Source organism: Bradyrhizobium roseum, from assembly GCF_030413175.1.
Lineage (GTDB): Bacteria > Pseudomonadota > Alphaproteobacteria > Rhizobiales > Xanthobacteraceae > Bradyrhizobium > Bradyrhizobium roseum.
Window position 1 is genome coordinate 1,390,356 of sequence record NZ_CP129212.1, and the last position, 14,250, is coordinate 1,404,605.

Here is a 14,250-nt window from a genome sequence, read left to right on the forward strand (position 1 = left end):
TCGGCAAGCCTTAGATTGCGTAAAGATCGCGCGACTCTATTTCACAAGAGCGATCCATTCTTTGATCACCGGCCATGCTGCGATGATTGCAGCCACGGCGGCCACGGCAGTGAGCCCCAGCATCAAACGTTGTTGTCCTGCATTTTGCTTTTGAATGCTCTCCAGCTTATCTGAAACTTCCTTCGAACCGTTCCATTCGTTAAGCGGAATGCCCATTGCTCCTCCGACCGTTATGGAGTGCCGAATCAGTGGACTAGAGGGTGACACAATTTGGAGTAGCGGAACCGGGATCTTGCGTTCTGCCCCGTTATTCACAGCCCACCCGTGAGGCTGTAGCTGGTAGGACTCGCCGCCGTTTAGCTACAAACTATTGACGATTTCGTTTTCACCATTGGCGAGGGTAGGCGGCTTGCGCATCTCCTTCGCGCCAAGCGCAACCGGCCGTCAGGTCGTCGCCGTTCCCAAAAGCCCCTTCCACGCCCGATCGAGCCGTCGGAGCGCGTCGGCAAGCGGCACCGCCGTGAGGCTGCCATCGGTCTCGATGACGAGATCAAACTGTCTCAGCCGCGACAGGGCGTGATCGACGTCGAAATCGGCGGTGACGCCGATCACGCGCGCCAGAAGCGCCTCGATCCGCGCATCGAGTACGTCACGCGTGACGGGCCCCGCTTCGATCAACAGGCCGTAATAGGCAAGCAGCACTTCCTTCCAGTCCTGATCCTCCGCCTCGCCGATCAGGTAGGTGAAGATGCCGGCATTGTTGTTGACGTTGCGGTAATAGACGTTGTCGGTGACCTGCTTCTGGTGGATCAGCGACTGGCGGTGGAAATTTCCCCACTGCCGCAGCAGGAAGGCGCCCAGCGCCAATATTCCGCTGAGCGCGGCCAGCGCCTGCTCCATGTCGCGGTCCTGCATCGTGCCGGAAAGGCCGAGATAGAATCCGGCGACCAAAAACAGCACGGTGAGGGTCGATGCCAGCTTGATCAGGATCGGAACGCCGCCGAGAATGGCCGGCACGCCCAGCATGAGATGGTCAAGCAGGCTTCTGACCACGCGCACATTGGGAAACAGTGCCTTGAGATCGGCGCGCGCAATGTGCCGGAAATATTTGAACAGCACCGCGCCGCTGCGGACCTTTTGCCCACCGCTTCGCGCGCTCGACAGCGCCTTGCGCGTTTCGTCCGAACTCATGTCGTCGGGCTTGGTCGCAACCATCAGCACGACGTCGTCGTAGACCTTGACCTCGAGTGGACGCTTGCGCAGGCCGAACCAGGCCGGAATCTCGATCGTCTCCATGTGGCTGCCGCGGCGGAACATGCGGACATCGCGATAATCCTCGATCGGCGCCTTGATCTTCACCCGTACCCGGGCGCGCTCGGCAAAGGCCTTTGTGATTTCCTCATGCGACACCTCGACGAAGTTGGCATCGGTCAATATGCGGATGAATTCGTCGCTCAATTGCCGGTAGGGCTCGCTCAGATCCTTGGCCAAGCCGAACTCGCGCGGGTCGACCTCGGGATCGAAGTAAAAATAGGTCTCGCGCAGCCGATCGAGCTCTGCGGCGTATTCAAAGTGCAGGATGGCACCGAGCATGCGGGCCAGCTGCGTGAACTTTTCCTGTTCGCCCTCATCAAAACGGCCCTCGGCAACCAGCCCGTCGATGATGTCAGACTTGCGCAGCGGAATGACGCGGTCGCGCTGCTGGCGCGGGGCGACCACGGGGCCGGCCTCGACGGGCGCATCCATCACAAACGGCCCGCCGGCCTCGGAAGCGCTTCCTCGACCCGGATCCGGAACTTGATTGCAACCCGCACCTTCATCGGCCCCGACAGCGTATCAATGCCATTGCGGGGATCGATAGGTCATGGATGGAATGCGGCGTCAAGCCCGGCCCCTGACCGTAGATCATGGCGCAGCATGTCCGTGGTTCTTCAACCAAAGCGCCAGGCGACAAAGCTGACGCCGAGCAAAGCTATCTCGCCGCCGTCATCTGCAACGAGTTTCTCAAAGCCCGTTTGGGGCTCGAGTCCGAATCCGCGATCGGGCGGCGGTAGGTCGCGATGCGGCGGAGCCAGCCGACCTCGAAGACACGGTTGGATGGCAGGTTGCGAACCCGCTGCTGCAGGACGAACTGCGCCGCATCGGCGAATTCGGCGCGCACGGCCTTCGGATCGCCGGTCGCGCCGTTCATCTTGAGCAGCACCTGCTTGAGGCCCCAGCCCTGCCGCCGCCCGGTCTCCCGGTTCATGGCGGCTTCGTTCGGGTTGGTGCCTTCGCCCTTGAAGTTGATGTAGTCGATCAGCGGATAAAAATTGTCGGGGTCGCGAACGACGCGCGTGAACTGGGTGACGAGATGGTCGCGCTCCGTGCCGTCGGGCGTCGTCTTGAGGATCTTCTCCATCGCCCCTTGCGCCCGCGCCATCATGAATTGCGTCTGCTCCGCCACGGTGTCGAGCAGAAACTGCCGCAGCTCTTTCATCTGCGGTGCGTTGGCGTTCCTCTTGAACTCGGCCCGGCTGGTCCACGGGTTGGCCGGAATTTGCGGCTGGTCCAGCCAGCCGGGCAAGCGCACGTTCTTCTTGCGCATGAATTCGAGCAGGGCCGGAAAGCTCTCCTCGAAAGGCAGCCATTTGCCGACAGGGAACCAGATGAAATGACCGATGCCGAGGGAAGCGAATTCCTCGTTCGCACTCCATGACGTGATCGCATCGATTTTTCCGCCGGTTTCATTCAGCCAGATCTTCTGGCCGATCTTCTTCGCCAGATCGCCCGGCAAGACCAGCTGAGGGACAGTTAATTCCTTGGCCAAATCCTTTGCCGAATCCTTCGACAAATCCTTGGCCAAATCCTTCGGCTCTTGGCCCGGTTTCCGTGCGTCCGGCACTTGAACGGCCGCTTCCGGCGCCGGCTTCTGCACCTCGGGCTGCCGCAGGGCTGTCTCGGGTTCCGGCTTCGGCGCCTGGGATGCCGGCGCGGCGCCAGGCCCAGCCGGCTCCTTTTCGTTATCAGGGGCGCGTGTCGCGGCCGGCGCGGCTGTTTCGGCCCATGCCGTTGGCGTCGCCATGTCGGCGACGATGACAGCCGAGAGCAGCCATGAGACGCAGGCCAGCCCCGTCGCGCCGTAGCGTCCGGGTGTCGCCTGCCGTGCCGCTCTCCGGCCGCTACCGGCACGCCAGCGGCCCATGAAATCACCGCCCATATCCATGTTTCCGAAGGCTAGCCTGACGGGAAGGGTCGTGGGAGCGAACAACACGATGCATATGGCGAAATCGTGGGGCCACCGTGGCGGCCCGGTGCCGGCGCCCGGGTGTTGCTTTGCGGTGGCGACAAGTCCAGCCAGCGGATGATGGGGGGCAAGAAAGCGGTCCCTGAGAACTTCCTGAGAATAGCGTTTAGCGAGCATCGCTCGGCTGCCCGTATTACGCTGACGGGCACAGAATTCCTACCCCGACGTTGCTTGCGCTGCCGCGGGCGTCGGCCAGCGCCAGCACGGTTTCCGGAACCAAGCACGTTACCGATCATTGATCCATAACCTGTTCGGCAGGTGCACTTCCTCACACTCCGGAGATTTCATGCTGGTCCCCAAGGGAACGATCGTAGCCGTCGCCGACGGCGAAAAGTTCAATTTGTTCAGCAACACGGGTGACGAGACCGCCCCGGCGCTCACCGCGATGCCCGAGGTGGATGTCGAGAACGTCAACAAGGGGTCGGGCGCAAGCCATCAAAGCAGTTCGGCCAATCCGGATGACAGCCAGGCCTCGGAAGATGGATTCGCCGGAGGCATCGCGGATCTGCTCAACAAGCGGGTGCTCGATGGCAAGATTTCCGATCTGATCATCATCGCCGCTCCGCGCACCCTCGGCGAGCTTCGCAAAAGCTACCACAAAAAGCTGTCCGAAGTTCTTCGCGGCGAGATCCCTAAGGATCTGACGGGTCATGCGGTGCACGATATCGAGAAGACCATCGCTGCGGCGTGACGCTTTGTCGGCATGGCGCAAACAACAAAAACCCCGCCGCGGAGGCGGGGTTTCGTTTGGCGTGATGTCCACACGCGCTAGTTACTCCGCGGCCGCGCGTTGCGTTGATGCGCCGGCGACTTCCCTGATGGCTGACATGACTTCATTCGTCGCAGTCTGCTGTATCATGTGGCCATTGCCGGTGATCCTGCGGATCGTGCTCTGGGAGACGTCGTCATGCAGCCGGGCTGATTGACTGTCGATGTCGATCAGCTTGTCGTCTTCGCCGGCGATGATGACGGTCGGCATTTGCAAGTCCTTATACTTGCCGCGCAGCCCGAATGCGTCGGGAATCATCAGCGCAGCCTCCGATGCGGATGCCCTGATCTGCGAGGGCCGCAGCGCCATCTCCTTCGGGAAAGCCTGGAATTTCGTCGGCACCGATTTCGGGCCAAAGAGTTTTTTGAGCATGAGAGGCCATATCGCGCGGCTCAGCAGGGGCGATATCGTCTGGCTGAGCAAGTCGCCAACGATCGGTAGCGCAGGCGCGCCCATCGCGACCACATCAGGCCTGACCGTGGGATAGTAATATCCCGATGCCAGAACCAGTCCACGGACCAGGTCCGGATATTTCAGACCCATGGCGACCGCCACCGACGCGCCCCAGGAGTGTCCAAGTATGATTGCCCTGGAAACGCCAAGCTGCGTCAGCGCCGCCTTGATCAGTTCTGCCTGGGCACCGGGCGTCCACACCGTGCCGCGCGGACGTTCGCTATGGCCGAAGCCGGGACGATCGAACACGACGACCCGAAAATTCTTGGCGGCGAGGTCGATCAGGCCGCTCGATTCGAAATCCTGGATCATGCTTCCGTTACCGTGCAGAAGCACCACGGTGTCGCCTGTGCCGCGTTCGACGTAGTGCAGCCGCACGCCGTTGACGTCCAGGAAGCGGCCGACCGGCGGATTGTCACGTTCCGCCTTGTTCGCGAGATATCGATTGACGGCGGCGGCAGCAGCCAAAGCTGCGATCGCGATCGTCGAAGCCGTGACGAGCGAAGATGCCTTGCGATTTCGACGCCGACCGGAAACGGAGCGGCGAAGAGGCTTCAGAAAGGGAATGGCGGCCATGGGGATATACTCGGTCGGCGCCTGCACGAATTCTCGGACTATTCCCAGAAATGTTGCAGCGCATAACGAACCGGCGGCCGCGACGATCGTTCCTGACGTTGGTGTTGATTGCTGAGACGCGGGTAGTCTGCGCCTCGTCTGGCGCTGTCCCTCAATCGCTCTCAGGCCTGACGCCGACGATGCAATTGCGGAGCGTCTATTAGCGAAAACGAGTGCGGTCTCCGTTCGCCCGCGGACGCGCATTCCCTTGCACCTCAGCGCCGCCGCGCGACAGCCACACCCAGCAGGAACGCAACCAGCAGCGATCCCAGCGGCGCTTCCCGCGCGATGTTGCTCAGCACGCTGAGCGGCATGCCGGGCTTTTTGCCTCGCTCGATCGCGTCGCCGACGCGGTGGGCGGCGCCCTTCACGGCGTCGGAAACTTCTTCAATCGTGGACTTCGGTTCCGGACTGGGATCCAGCCCTTCATACACGAGCGGCGGGGAGGGCATGTCGTCGGCCATGGCGAATTTCCTGATGAGCAAGGGGTAATGGATTGGGCCGCATTTCGTTCCGGTTTGCGAACGTGATCGCGGCGCTATCTCACCGGACGCGACATCGGACGGGGGCTGTCGGGAGGGCGAGGTTTCGGCGGCGCTCGTCCGGCGGCGGGGGTGCGCGGCAAATCGGCGAATTCGGAAGAGTGGTAGTCTCGCCCTTCGGGCGTCGTGATGGTGATGTCGTAGCAACCGGCGCGCGACAGCTCCCGGGCCTTCTTGAGCGCGGCTTCGGCCGTCTTCCGGCGGTGGACGAGATCGCCGTGTTGGCACATCGCTTTGATCGAAAAACTCATTTCTTCTTCTTTTTCTTGTTCTTCTTGAGGATATCGGCCTGGGTTCGAAAGGCCTGCGCCAGCGCTCTCATCTGGCCGGCGACGACCGCGTCAGCCGTGTTCACCGCCACCCGCTCGGCGGTGGCTGCCTGTTGCCGGATCGCCTTGACCATCTTCATGCCGGTCAACTGTTCTGCTGTTTCATGGTTCCAGCGGAAGTCCCCCTCTGTGACAAATGCTCACGCCTGCGCATCGTGCGGACGGGAGCGCTGGTCATGTCGAGATTCCTCACGGCGCGCGCAGGCAAGCGCGGGGGTCTGTCGCGCAGGCGGCGCTTGCCGCAGCTGTCCGGTGCATTTCAATTTGGGAAGAAGGTGAGCCGCCTACCGACGCGTTCGCTGGTGCGGGCGAGGGCTTTTACAGAACGACGGAATGGTGAAGGAGTGCCGCTGATTTGCCCGACATGTCAAGTTGCCTTTCGCGCGCCGCTTCTACTGTGCATGGGGTTGTTTTCGATGTTTTGGAATCGCGCTTCTTCGAAGCGGGCCGATGCATATTTCCGGCAACACCGGCGCGACCTCTGACGCGCCGCGACTGCTTCAGCGCCATCCCGATACAGGCGCGATTGTGAGCGAGGATATCCGGTCTCGTCCGGCGGTTACCCACAGCGTATCCGAGTAGTCCTTCCGTAGAAACACGGGACGTCACGCGCTCTTGCGATGCAAATCCGATGTCCGCGTTCAGTCGCCGGATACCATCAACGCAAAGTGTCGGCGACGATAACCAATCCGTGAGACCACGGACGTTATGCCGCGGACTATTGCGCTAAAGCAATGCAGAGGAATATGTCCGTGGTAGTTGCACAGAAGGGCGATTGCGCGGGTACCGATGTACAGGTGCCGTCACATCGACGAGAGGCTGTCTGACAGGGAGGGCAGGGATGAGCGATGTCTACGAGGGCCGGCGTCAGATTTACGTTGTCGATGACGACCCCATCGTCCGCGAGGTGTTGTCGATCATCCTGCGCAAGGAAGGATACGACGTCATTTGTTTCGCCGATGGCGCCGCGCTGCTGGCAGCGGGCAACAAGAAGCTGCCGGCCTGCATCCTGCTCGACATCGATATTCCCGGTCCGTCCGGCATCGAGGTCCTGAAGAAGCTGCGCGCGAGCAAGTGCACGGTGCCGGTCTTCATCATTTCGGGCAAGGGCGATATTCCGACCGCGGTCGAGGCGATCAATTGCGGTGCGGTGGATTTCATCGAGAAGCCGTTTCGCGGCAGCGACGTCGTCGCGCGCCTGCGCGCCGAGCTTGCGGGCGACCCGAGCCGGCAACCGGCCGCCTCCGACATTTGCCCGACTTTCGAATGCCTGACCGTCCGCGAGAACGAGGTTCTCAAGCTGTGCGTGGAAGGCGCGTCGAGCAAGGAGATCAGTGCAAAGCTCAACATCAGCTTTCGCACCGTGGAGGATCATCGCTCCAACATCATTCGCAAGCTCGGCGTCAGGAACACCGCCGAGATGGTGCTGAAAGCGATGAGCATGGCGCCCGCAAGGATGTCCGCCGCCTCCTGATGAAGGCGGGCCTGCGGGCCTGCCGCCGGATGTCACGCCGGAGCATGATCCGGCTTTTCAACAATCTCATGTTCGAACGAGAAGATGCGATAGTGGTGCGATTACTTCAAATCGCATCATGATCTACACGCTCACCGCACGCGGTCGGTCTTGCGACGAAGCTTCCGCCGGGCGGGCGCCCCAGTGCAGGATCGCAGCGGCAAGCAGGTTCGGTTGGATCGGCTTGGTCAAGAACGCATTCATGCCGGCGGCCAGGCAGCGCTCCCGCTCGCCCACCAGCGCATTCGCCGTCAGGGCAATGATCGGTATGTCGCGCTCGAGTCCAGGCAGCGCGCGGATCTGCCGGGTGGCCGTAATGCCGTCCATCACTGGCATCTGCATGTCCATCAGCACAAGGTCGTAATGCTCCTTCTGCATCGCCTCGAGCGCCTGCGCGCCGTTGGTCACCAGGTTCGCCTGATAGCCCAGCCGCGCCAGCAGTTTTGAAATCAGCGTCCTGATGATGGGGCTGTCTTCAGCGACGAGGATCTTGATGTCGCTGCCGGCGGAAACGCCCCGCGGCGCCAGTGGCGGCGACGCCATCGCCGGCGGCTCCAGGCACGGTGCGCAGCGCACGTTGAACCAGAACACGCTGCCGCGGCCCGGTTCGCTCTCGACGCCGATATCGCCGCCCATCATGCGGCACAATTGCCTGCAGATCGCCAGCCCGAGACCGGTGCCGCCATATCTGCGGGACACCGACGAGTCCGCTTGCGTGAACGGGCTGAATAGTGAGGCAAGGACATCCGGCGGGATTCCCGGGCCGGTGTCGATCACCTTGATCCGGAGTTCGATCTGGTATTCGGCGACGACTACCTGCGACGCTTCGATCCGGACCGATCCTTGCTCGGTGAACTTGATGGCGTTGCCGACAAGATTGAGCATGATCTGGCCGATCCGGTTGGGATCGCCGCTGAGATACTCCGGAATCTCCTCGCTGACCGATGTCTCGAGCAGCAGGCCCTTGCCGCGGGCCTTGAGGCCAAGCAGGTTGACGACGGCCGCGACCGAATGCTTCAGGCTGAACGGAATCGACTCAGGCGTGACGTTGCCTGCCTCGAGCTTGGAGAAGTCCAGAATGTTGTTGACCACGCCAAGCAGGCTGTTCGCGGATTCGTGCGCGATGTTGGTGAGGCTGCGCTGCTCGTCGTCGAGATCGGTACCCGCCAGCAGGTCGATCATTCCCATCATGCCGGCCATCGGCGTGCGGACTTCGTGGCTCATCATCGCCAGGAAGTCCGATTTCGCGCGGCTCGCGGCCTCGGCGGCGTCCCTCGACCTGCTCAGGGCCTCCGTGGTCGCCATCAGTTCGAGCTTCTGGGCTTCCAGCGAATTTCGCGCATGAGTCAGTTCGGCCACGCGATCTGCCAGCGTCGCCGCGGCGATCTCGCGCTCGGTAATGTCCGCATGCGTCGAAACCCAGCCGCCGCCGGGCGTCGGCGTACAGCGAACCGAAATGGAGCGCCCGTTGGCAAGTCTCGCCACACGATGCTCCTGCCAGGCGGTGTCACGGTTGGAGCCTTCCGGCAATTCAAACCGGTCGCCACCGGCGATCGCCTTCTGCATCAACGTGTCGACCGAGACGCCGGGCTCGACCTGCCGTTCGTCGAGATCGTAAATCTCCCGGAACCGAGGGTTTGAAAGGACGAGCTTGCGATCCCTGTCGGACATGCAAAGACCTTGAGACATGCTGGTCAGTGCGTCGTCGAGGCGCTGCTTTCCGAGCGCGAGCTGCTGTTCCGAAGTCCGGCGCTCCTGCGAAAAGCGCCAACCGATCAGCAGGAATACGGCCACCATCACCGCGGCGAGGAGGCAGGCGACCACAAAGAGAAGGCGCGTCTGCTCGCGCCAGTCGGCCAATGCCATCTCCGTCGTCATCGTCGCTACGACCCAGATCGGATAGTTGCGAAGTTGGCGCGCTGAAGCCAGCCGATCCTCGCTATCGGCCTCGGCTTCCAGTCTTACGGTCGCGGGGCCGGATGTCGTCACCGCCTGCTTGAATACGGGATCGTCGGCAACGCCCTCGCCGATAAGTCTTTCATCTCGCGGAAGCCGTGCGATCAGTTCCCCATTGCGGTGAATCAACTTGATCGTTGAGCCCTGGCCGAGCATGGTGGCTCCCAGCAGCTTCTCGAACCTGTATGCTTCGATTCGTCGCGTCAGTACGCCGAGGAAGACGCCGCTCGCGTTGGTGAGTTTGCGCGCGAGAACGGTAGTGCGCTTGCCGGTCACGATGCTGCGAACGGATTGCACGATTGTCGTGGCCGAGGTCGAGTCGGAGCGGAAAGCCTTGAAGTAGTCGCTTTCCGAGATGTTGGTTCTGGGCAGCAGGCCCGGCTGCGACGTGTTGATGACGTTGCCGTCGACATCGAAAATGAAGACGTCGCTCGGATCGAAGTCGCTGCCGATCTCGTCGTTGAGCAGCATGCGTACGCCGGGCGTCGATTTCTGAGCCCTGAACTCTTCCGCTGTCTCGATGTCGGCGAGAGCCAGCCGGTTCGCCAGCCGCGCCTGACCATCCGTGAAGTCTTCGAACCGCTGGTCGAGGTGGCGGGAGAGCAGCAGCACCGTATTTTCTATCTCGCGTTCGGCTTTCGCGAGCGCTCTCTCGCGAAAATGGCTGACCATGATGATGGTGCCCGCGACGAGCCCGATGATCAGCAACAGACCAAAGAGGACGATCCACGAGACTTCCAGCCGATGCGCGGTACCGGCTTTCGTGGATATTCCGCTGTCTGCCTGTCGTGCGTCGTTCAAGGGACGTTGCTCCGTTCCGAACTCGACGCCTTTGCGGAATTCGTGGCGACATTCACGCACTGCCGGCTAAACAAAGCGTTATGCGGCCTGTCCGGGTGGCCGGCGCATGTCGTCGATCAGCCCTCGCGTGGCGCTCTATCGCGTATCGCAATTGCGTTGCACCGCGGGCGCGAGCCAGACCATCCGTGGTTATCCGGTAGCCACTCTTAAGACTCTGTCCGCGATCGCATCGATAGAATTTTTCGGGCTGCCGGTCGCGTTCGTTCCAGTGAGTTCAAGCGGGGCGCCAGATTGCGCCTCCGGAAAAAGGGTATCGTAAACGCATCGACGATCTCGGGATTCCAAAGAACGCCGAGAACTGGGCCGCCGCCCGGACGGAAAAGGAACTCTCGATCGCGAGACTCGCGGCCGCATGAGAGCACGCGTTCACCGAGTGTTATGGAAAACAACCCGTGGTCGTACGGGGTATGAAATTAACGTGCGGGCAATGGCGGTCCGCCACACTGAAGGCGACACGATCAATAGTTGAGTCGAACCGCACTGGATAACACGTAGCTGGGTACCGCCGCCGCAGGGGCGGACCGCGGATTTCGTTTGACGCATTGCCTTGAGAAACTAGCAACCCCGGGACTCTCCATGACTGCAATAGCCGGAGACGAGAACATCACCTCCGTTTCGGAGACCGGGGATGGCCGCTACAGCGTGCCCGCCACGCTCGATCTGACCGCCGCGCGGGAATTACGCGAGCGCCTCGTTGGGATGCTGTCCGGCAATAGCGTCGTACTCGACATGAGCGCGGTGGATCGAATGTCGACGCCATGCGTGCAGGTCCTGCTCGCAGCCGGACGCTCTGCTGACGCGGCGAAGGTTTCATTCCGGATCGTCGATGCATCCGACGCGTTTCGTGCGGCCGTCGCCGATCTGGGCCTGGAAACACAATTTTTTAAGTGGGTGTCTTGATATGACGAAGCGAATTCTCACCGTGGATGACTCCAAGACCATGCGCGACATGGTTTCGTTCACGCTCAAGAAAGCCGGGTTTGATGTGGCCGAAGCCGAGGACGGCAAGGTCGCGCTGAATGTGCTCGGAGGCGGGAAGTTCGATCTGATCATCACCGATCTGAACATGCCCAACATGGACGGCATCACACTCATCAAGAACGTCCGCGCCGGTTCAAACCATCGCGGCGTTCCGATCCTGATTCTCACCACCGAGAGCGACGGTACGAAGAAGGCCGATGGCAAGAATGCCGGTGCGACCGGTTGGCTCGTGAAGCCGTTCAGTCCGGAAAAGCTCATTGAGCTGGTTCAGCGCGTGTGCCCATGACCACGCAGAATGAGGGCTACCCGCTCGAGCAGTTCAGGAAGACCTATTTCGAGGAATGTGCCGAGCTTCTTGATGCGCTGCAAGCCAATCTTGATTCGCTGTCCAACGGATCGGGCGACGACGATACCTTGCATGCCATCTTCCGCTCGGTGCACTCCATCAAGGGTGGCGCCGGCGCTTTCGGTTTTGATGGGCTGGTTGCGTTCTCGCATGTGTTCGAAAGCCTGCTCGATGCCATGCGCGAGGATAAAATCCCGGCGACACCGGATGTGACGCAATTGCTGCTGCGCGCCAGCGATGCGCTCGGCGACATCGTCAACGCCGCGCGCGCCGACCGGGCGCTGCCCGCCGATTTCGCGTCCGACATCCGATCCGCGATGCAGGAGGTGCTGCTCGGAGCCTCGGATGAGGCCGACGCGACGCCGATCCAAAACGAAACCGTCGCGGCGGCGGTCGACGTCAGCGGGGAGCAGCGCTACCGCATTCAGTTCACCCCGCATTCGGAGATGCTGCAGAAGGCCAACGAGCCCCTGTTGCTGGTCAAGCAGTTGCGCAAGCTCGGCGGCCTGACCATCGAGGCCGATGTGTCCAAGTTGCCGGTGCTGAACGCGCTGGAGCCTGAAGCCGCCTATATCGGCTGGACGTTCGTGCTGGAGACCGGTGCGCCGCAAAGCGCGGTCCATGAAGTATTCGAATTCGTCGAAGACGATTGCGATCTGAAGATCGAGATGCTGGGCAATTCCGCCGGCGAAAGTGCAGAGCCTCCTCCGTCGGCCGCCCCGGGTGCCACGGCCGCAATAGCGACGCCGGCGAACGAACCGGCGGCAACTCCGGCTCCCACGCCTACGCAATCCATTCGGGTGGACGTCGACAAGGTCGACCGGCTGGTCAACCTGGTCGGCGAACTCGTGATTACCCAGGCAATGCTCACCGAGCAGGGCACGCTGCTTCCCGTCGATCAATACCCGGCGATGCTCCATGGCATCGAAGCGCTGGCCCAGAGCGCGCGCGAGTTGCAGGAGAGCGTGATGGCGATCCGCGCCCAGCCGGTGAAGTCGGTGTTTGCGCGGATGCCGCGGGTGGTCCGCGATCTGGCGGCGACTTTGCACAAGGAAGTCAGGATCGTCACCGCAGGCGAGATGACCGAGATCGACAAGACCGTCATCGAGCAGCTGAACGATCCGCTCACCCACATGATCCGCAACGCGCTCGATCATGGCATCGAAGGCCCCGACGAGCGCGCCGCCGCCGGCAAGCCCCGCCAGGGAACCATACATCTGTCTGCGGCACAGCGCAGCGGCCGCATCGTGATCGAGGTCTCCGACGACGGCCGCGGGCTCAACCGCGAAAAGGTCCTTGCCAAGGCCCAGGACCGCGGCCTGGTGGCGCCGGGCGCCAGCCTGACCGACGAGGAAATCGACAACCTGATCTTCCTGCCGGCATTCTCGACGGCGGACGTCGTCTCCAATATTTCCGGGCGCGGCGTCGGCATGGACGTGGTGAAACGCAACGTCCAGGCGCTCGGCGGCCGCATCAGCGTGCAGTCGCGCTTCGGCCACGGATCGAAGTTCACGCTGTCGCTGCCGCTGACGCTGGCGGTGGTCGACGGCATGGTGGTTTCGGTCGGCAAGGAGACTTTCATTCTGCCGCTGACCGCCATCATCGAAAGCCTGCGACCGCAGCCGAACGACATCCATCCCGTGGTAGGCCGAGGCGACGTGCTCGCGCTGCGCGGCGAATACCTGCCGCTGACCTACCTGCATCGCTGCTTCGCGATCGACACCTTAGTGACGGACCCTTGCCAGGGCATCGTCATCATCGTCCAGCGCGACGGCGCGGGCACGATCGGCATCGTGGTCGACGAACTGCTGGGACAGCAACAGGTCGTCGTGAAGAGCCTGGAAGCCAACTACGACGCCGTCGACGGCATCAGCGGCGCCACCATCCTGGGAAACGGCCGGGTGGCGCTGATCCTTGACGTGACGCATCTCCGCGAGATCGACGACGGTTCCGGCGGAAATCTGAAGCCGCAGCGGCCCGCCCAACCAATCGAGGTTCAAGAGGATATGACCCATGCAGCCTGAGAATCAGTCGATCAGCACGTTGAGCCAGGACAGCCTTGATCGGGCCGCGGCCGGCGAAAACACCGAGCAGTTCATCACGTTCACGCTCGGCGAGGAGGAGTACGGCATCGACATCATGGTCGTGCGGGAAATCAAGGGATGGACCGACACCACGATGATTCCCAATGCGCCTGCGCATGTGCGCGGCGTGATCAACCTTCGCGGCGTGATCGTGCCGATCTTCGATCTGCGCGCCAGGTTTGGCGTCGGGCTGACCGTTCCGACCAGCATGCACGTCGTCATCATCGTCGCTGCGGGGACGCGGACCGTCGGCCTCTTGGTCGACACCGTCTCCGATATCATTTCGGTCGATCCGAAAGCCATTCGTCCGATCCCGGAAATGGGACTGCCGACGGAAGACCAGTACCTGGCGGGCCTTGTCGCCATCGAAAACCGGATGGTGACCCTGGTGTCGTTGGCCGGACTATTCGGAAAGCCGGCCGATACGACCAGGCGAGTTGCCAATGCCGATTCACCCGCCCCGAAAGCCGCCTAACCAGTTCCAGTTTATCCGCAATTTTCAAAATTTGAACTCC

Annotated in this window: 14 protein-coding genes; 6 read left to right on the plus strand and 8 right to left on the minus strand. The window is 62.0% G+C overall.

Translation table 11 applies throughout. The features are described from left to right. Positions 1-36: 36 nt before the first annotated feature. The 3 genes from QUH67_RS06525 to QUH67_RS06535 form a co-directional block, all read right to left on the minus strand. Positions 37-216, minus strand: coding sequence for a hypothetical protein (locus tag QUH67_RS06525; protein WP_300945852.1), 180 nt, complete (start codon positions 214-216; stop codon positions 37-39). 228 nt (positions 217-444) lie between these two features. Next, positions 445-1,746 (minus strand): DUF3754 domain-containing protein, encoded by a 1,302-nt coding sequence (locus tag QUH67_RS06530; RefSeq protein ID WP_300947957.1) that lies wholly within the window; start codon positions 1,744-1,746, stop codon positions 445-447. A 226-nt stretch (positions 1,747-1,972) separates the two neighbouring features. Then, the gene (locus tag QUH67_RS06535; RefSeq protein WP_300945853.1) at positions 1,973-3,199 is read right to left on the minus strand and encodes a hypothetical protein; all 1,227 of its coding nucleotides are present in this window, start codon (positions 3,197-3,199) and stop codon (positions 1,973-1,975) included. A 373-nt stretch (positions 3,200-3,572) separates the two neighbouring features. On the opposite strand from QUH67_RS06535, the gene QUH67_RS06540 reads away from it, so the two are divergent. Further along, positions 3,573-3,977, plus strand: a complete 405-nt coding sequence (locus QUH67_RS06540; protein WP_300945854.1) for a host attachment family protein — start codon at positions 3,573-3,575, stop codon at positions 3,975-3,977. Between the two features lie 81 nt (positions 3,978-4,058). Here the strand turns inward: QUH67_RS06540 and QUH67_RS06545 are convergent, their stop codons facing one another. The 4 genes from QUH67_RS06545 to QUH67_RS06560 form a co-directional block, all read right to left on the minus strand. Next, positions 4,059-5,084 carry an alpha/beta fold hydrolase gene (locus QUH67_RS06545; RefSeq protein WP_300945855.1) on the minus strand — a complete coding sequence of 342 codons (1,026 nt, stop codon included), beginning with the start codon at positions 5,082-5,084 and terminating at the stop codon, positions 4,059-4,061. A 254-nt stretch (positions 5,085-5,338) separates the two neighbouring features. Next, positions 5,339-5,587: a hypothetical protein gene (locus QUH67_RS06550; protein ID WP_300945856.1), complete on the minus strand. Its 249-nt coding sequence runs from the start codon at positions 5,585-5,587 to the stop codon at positions 5,339-5,341. 74 nt (positions 5,588-5,661) lie between these two features. After that, complete coding sequence (locus tag QUH67_RS06555) at positions 5,662-5,916, minus strand: hypothetical protein (protein ID WP_300945857.1); 255 nt, start codon at positions 5,914-5,916, stop codon at positions 5,662-5,664. Beyond that, entirely contained in the window at positions 5,913-6,083 is a 171-nt protein-coding gene (locus QUH67_RS06560; protein ID WP_300948321.1) for a hypothetical protein, read from the minus strand. Before QUH67_RS06560 ends, QUH67_RS06555 begins: the two co-directional genes overlap by 4 nt. 752 nt (positions 6,084-6,835) lie before the next feature. Here QUH67_RS06560 and QUH67_RS06565 point away from each other — a divergent pair. After that, positions 6,836-7,468 carry a response regulator transcription factor gene (locus tag QUH67_RS06565; RefSeq protein ID WP_300945858.1) on the plus strand — a complete coding sequence of 211 codons (633 nt, stop codon included), beginning with the start codon at positions 6,836-6,838 and terminating at the stop codon, positions 7,466-7,468. Positions 7,469-7,591: 123 nt separating this feature from the next. Here QUH67_RS06565 and QUH67_RS06570 read toward each other — a convergent pair whose 3' ends face one another. Beyond that, complete coding sequence (locus QUH67_RS06570) at positions 7,592-10,264, minus strand: ATP-binding protein (protein ID WP_300945859.1); 2,673 nt, start codon at positions 10,262-10,264, stop codon at positions 7,592-7,594. Between the two features lie 636 nt (positions 10,265-10,900). On the opposite strand from QUH67_RS06570, the gene QUH67_RS06575 reads away from it, so the two are divergent. The 4 genes from QUH67_RS06575 to QUH67_RS06590 are packed head-to-tail and all read left to right on the plus strand — an operon-like array spanning position 10,901 to position 14,210. Next, a complete protein-coding gene (locus QUH67_RS06575) occupies positions 10,901-11,224 on the plus strand; it encodes an STAS domain-containing protein (RefSeq protein WP_300945860.1) in 324 nt (107 codons plus the stop codon). Between the two features lies 1 nt (position 11,225). Further along, entirely contained in the window at positions 11,226-11,591 is a 366-nt protein-coding gene (locus tag QUH67_RS06580) for a response regulator (RefSeq protein ID WP_300947958.1), read from the plus strand. Next, a complete protein-coding gene (locus QUH67_RS06585; RefSeq protein WP_300945861.1) occupies positions 11,588-13,675 on the plus strand; it encodes a chemotaxis protein CheA in 2,088 nt (695 codons plus the stop codon). The genes QUH67_RS06580 and QUH67_RS06585 overlap by 4 nt, the downstream gene beginning before the upstream one ends. Next, positions 13,665-14,210: a chemotaxis protein CheW gene (locus tag QUH67_RS06590; RefSeq protein WP_300945862.1), complete on the plus strand. Its 546-nt coding sequence runs from the start codon at positions 13,665-13,667 to the stop codon at positions 14,208-14,210. Before QUH67_RS06585 ends, QUH67_RS06590 begins: the two co-directional genes overlap by 11 nt. Positions 14,211-14,250: the final 40 nt, after the last annotated feature.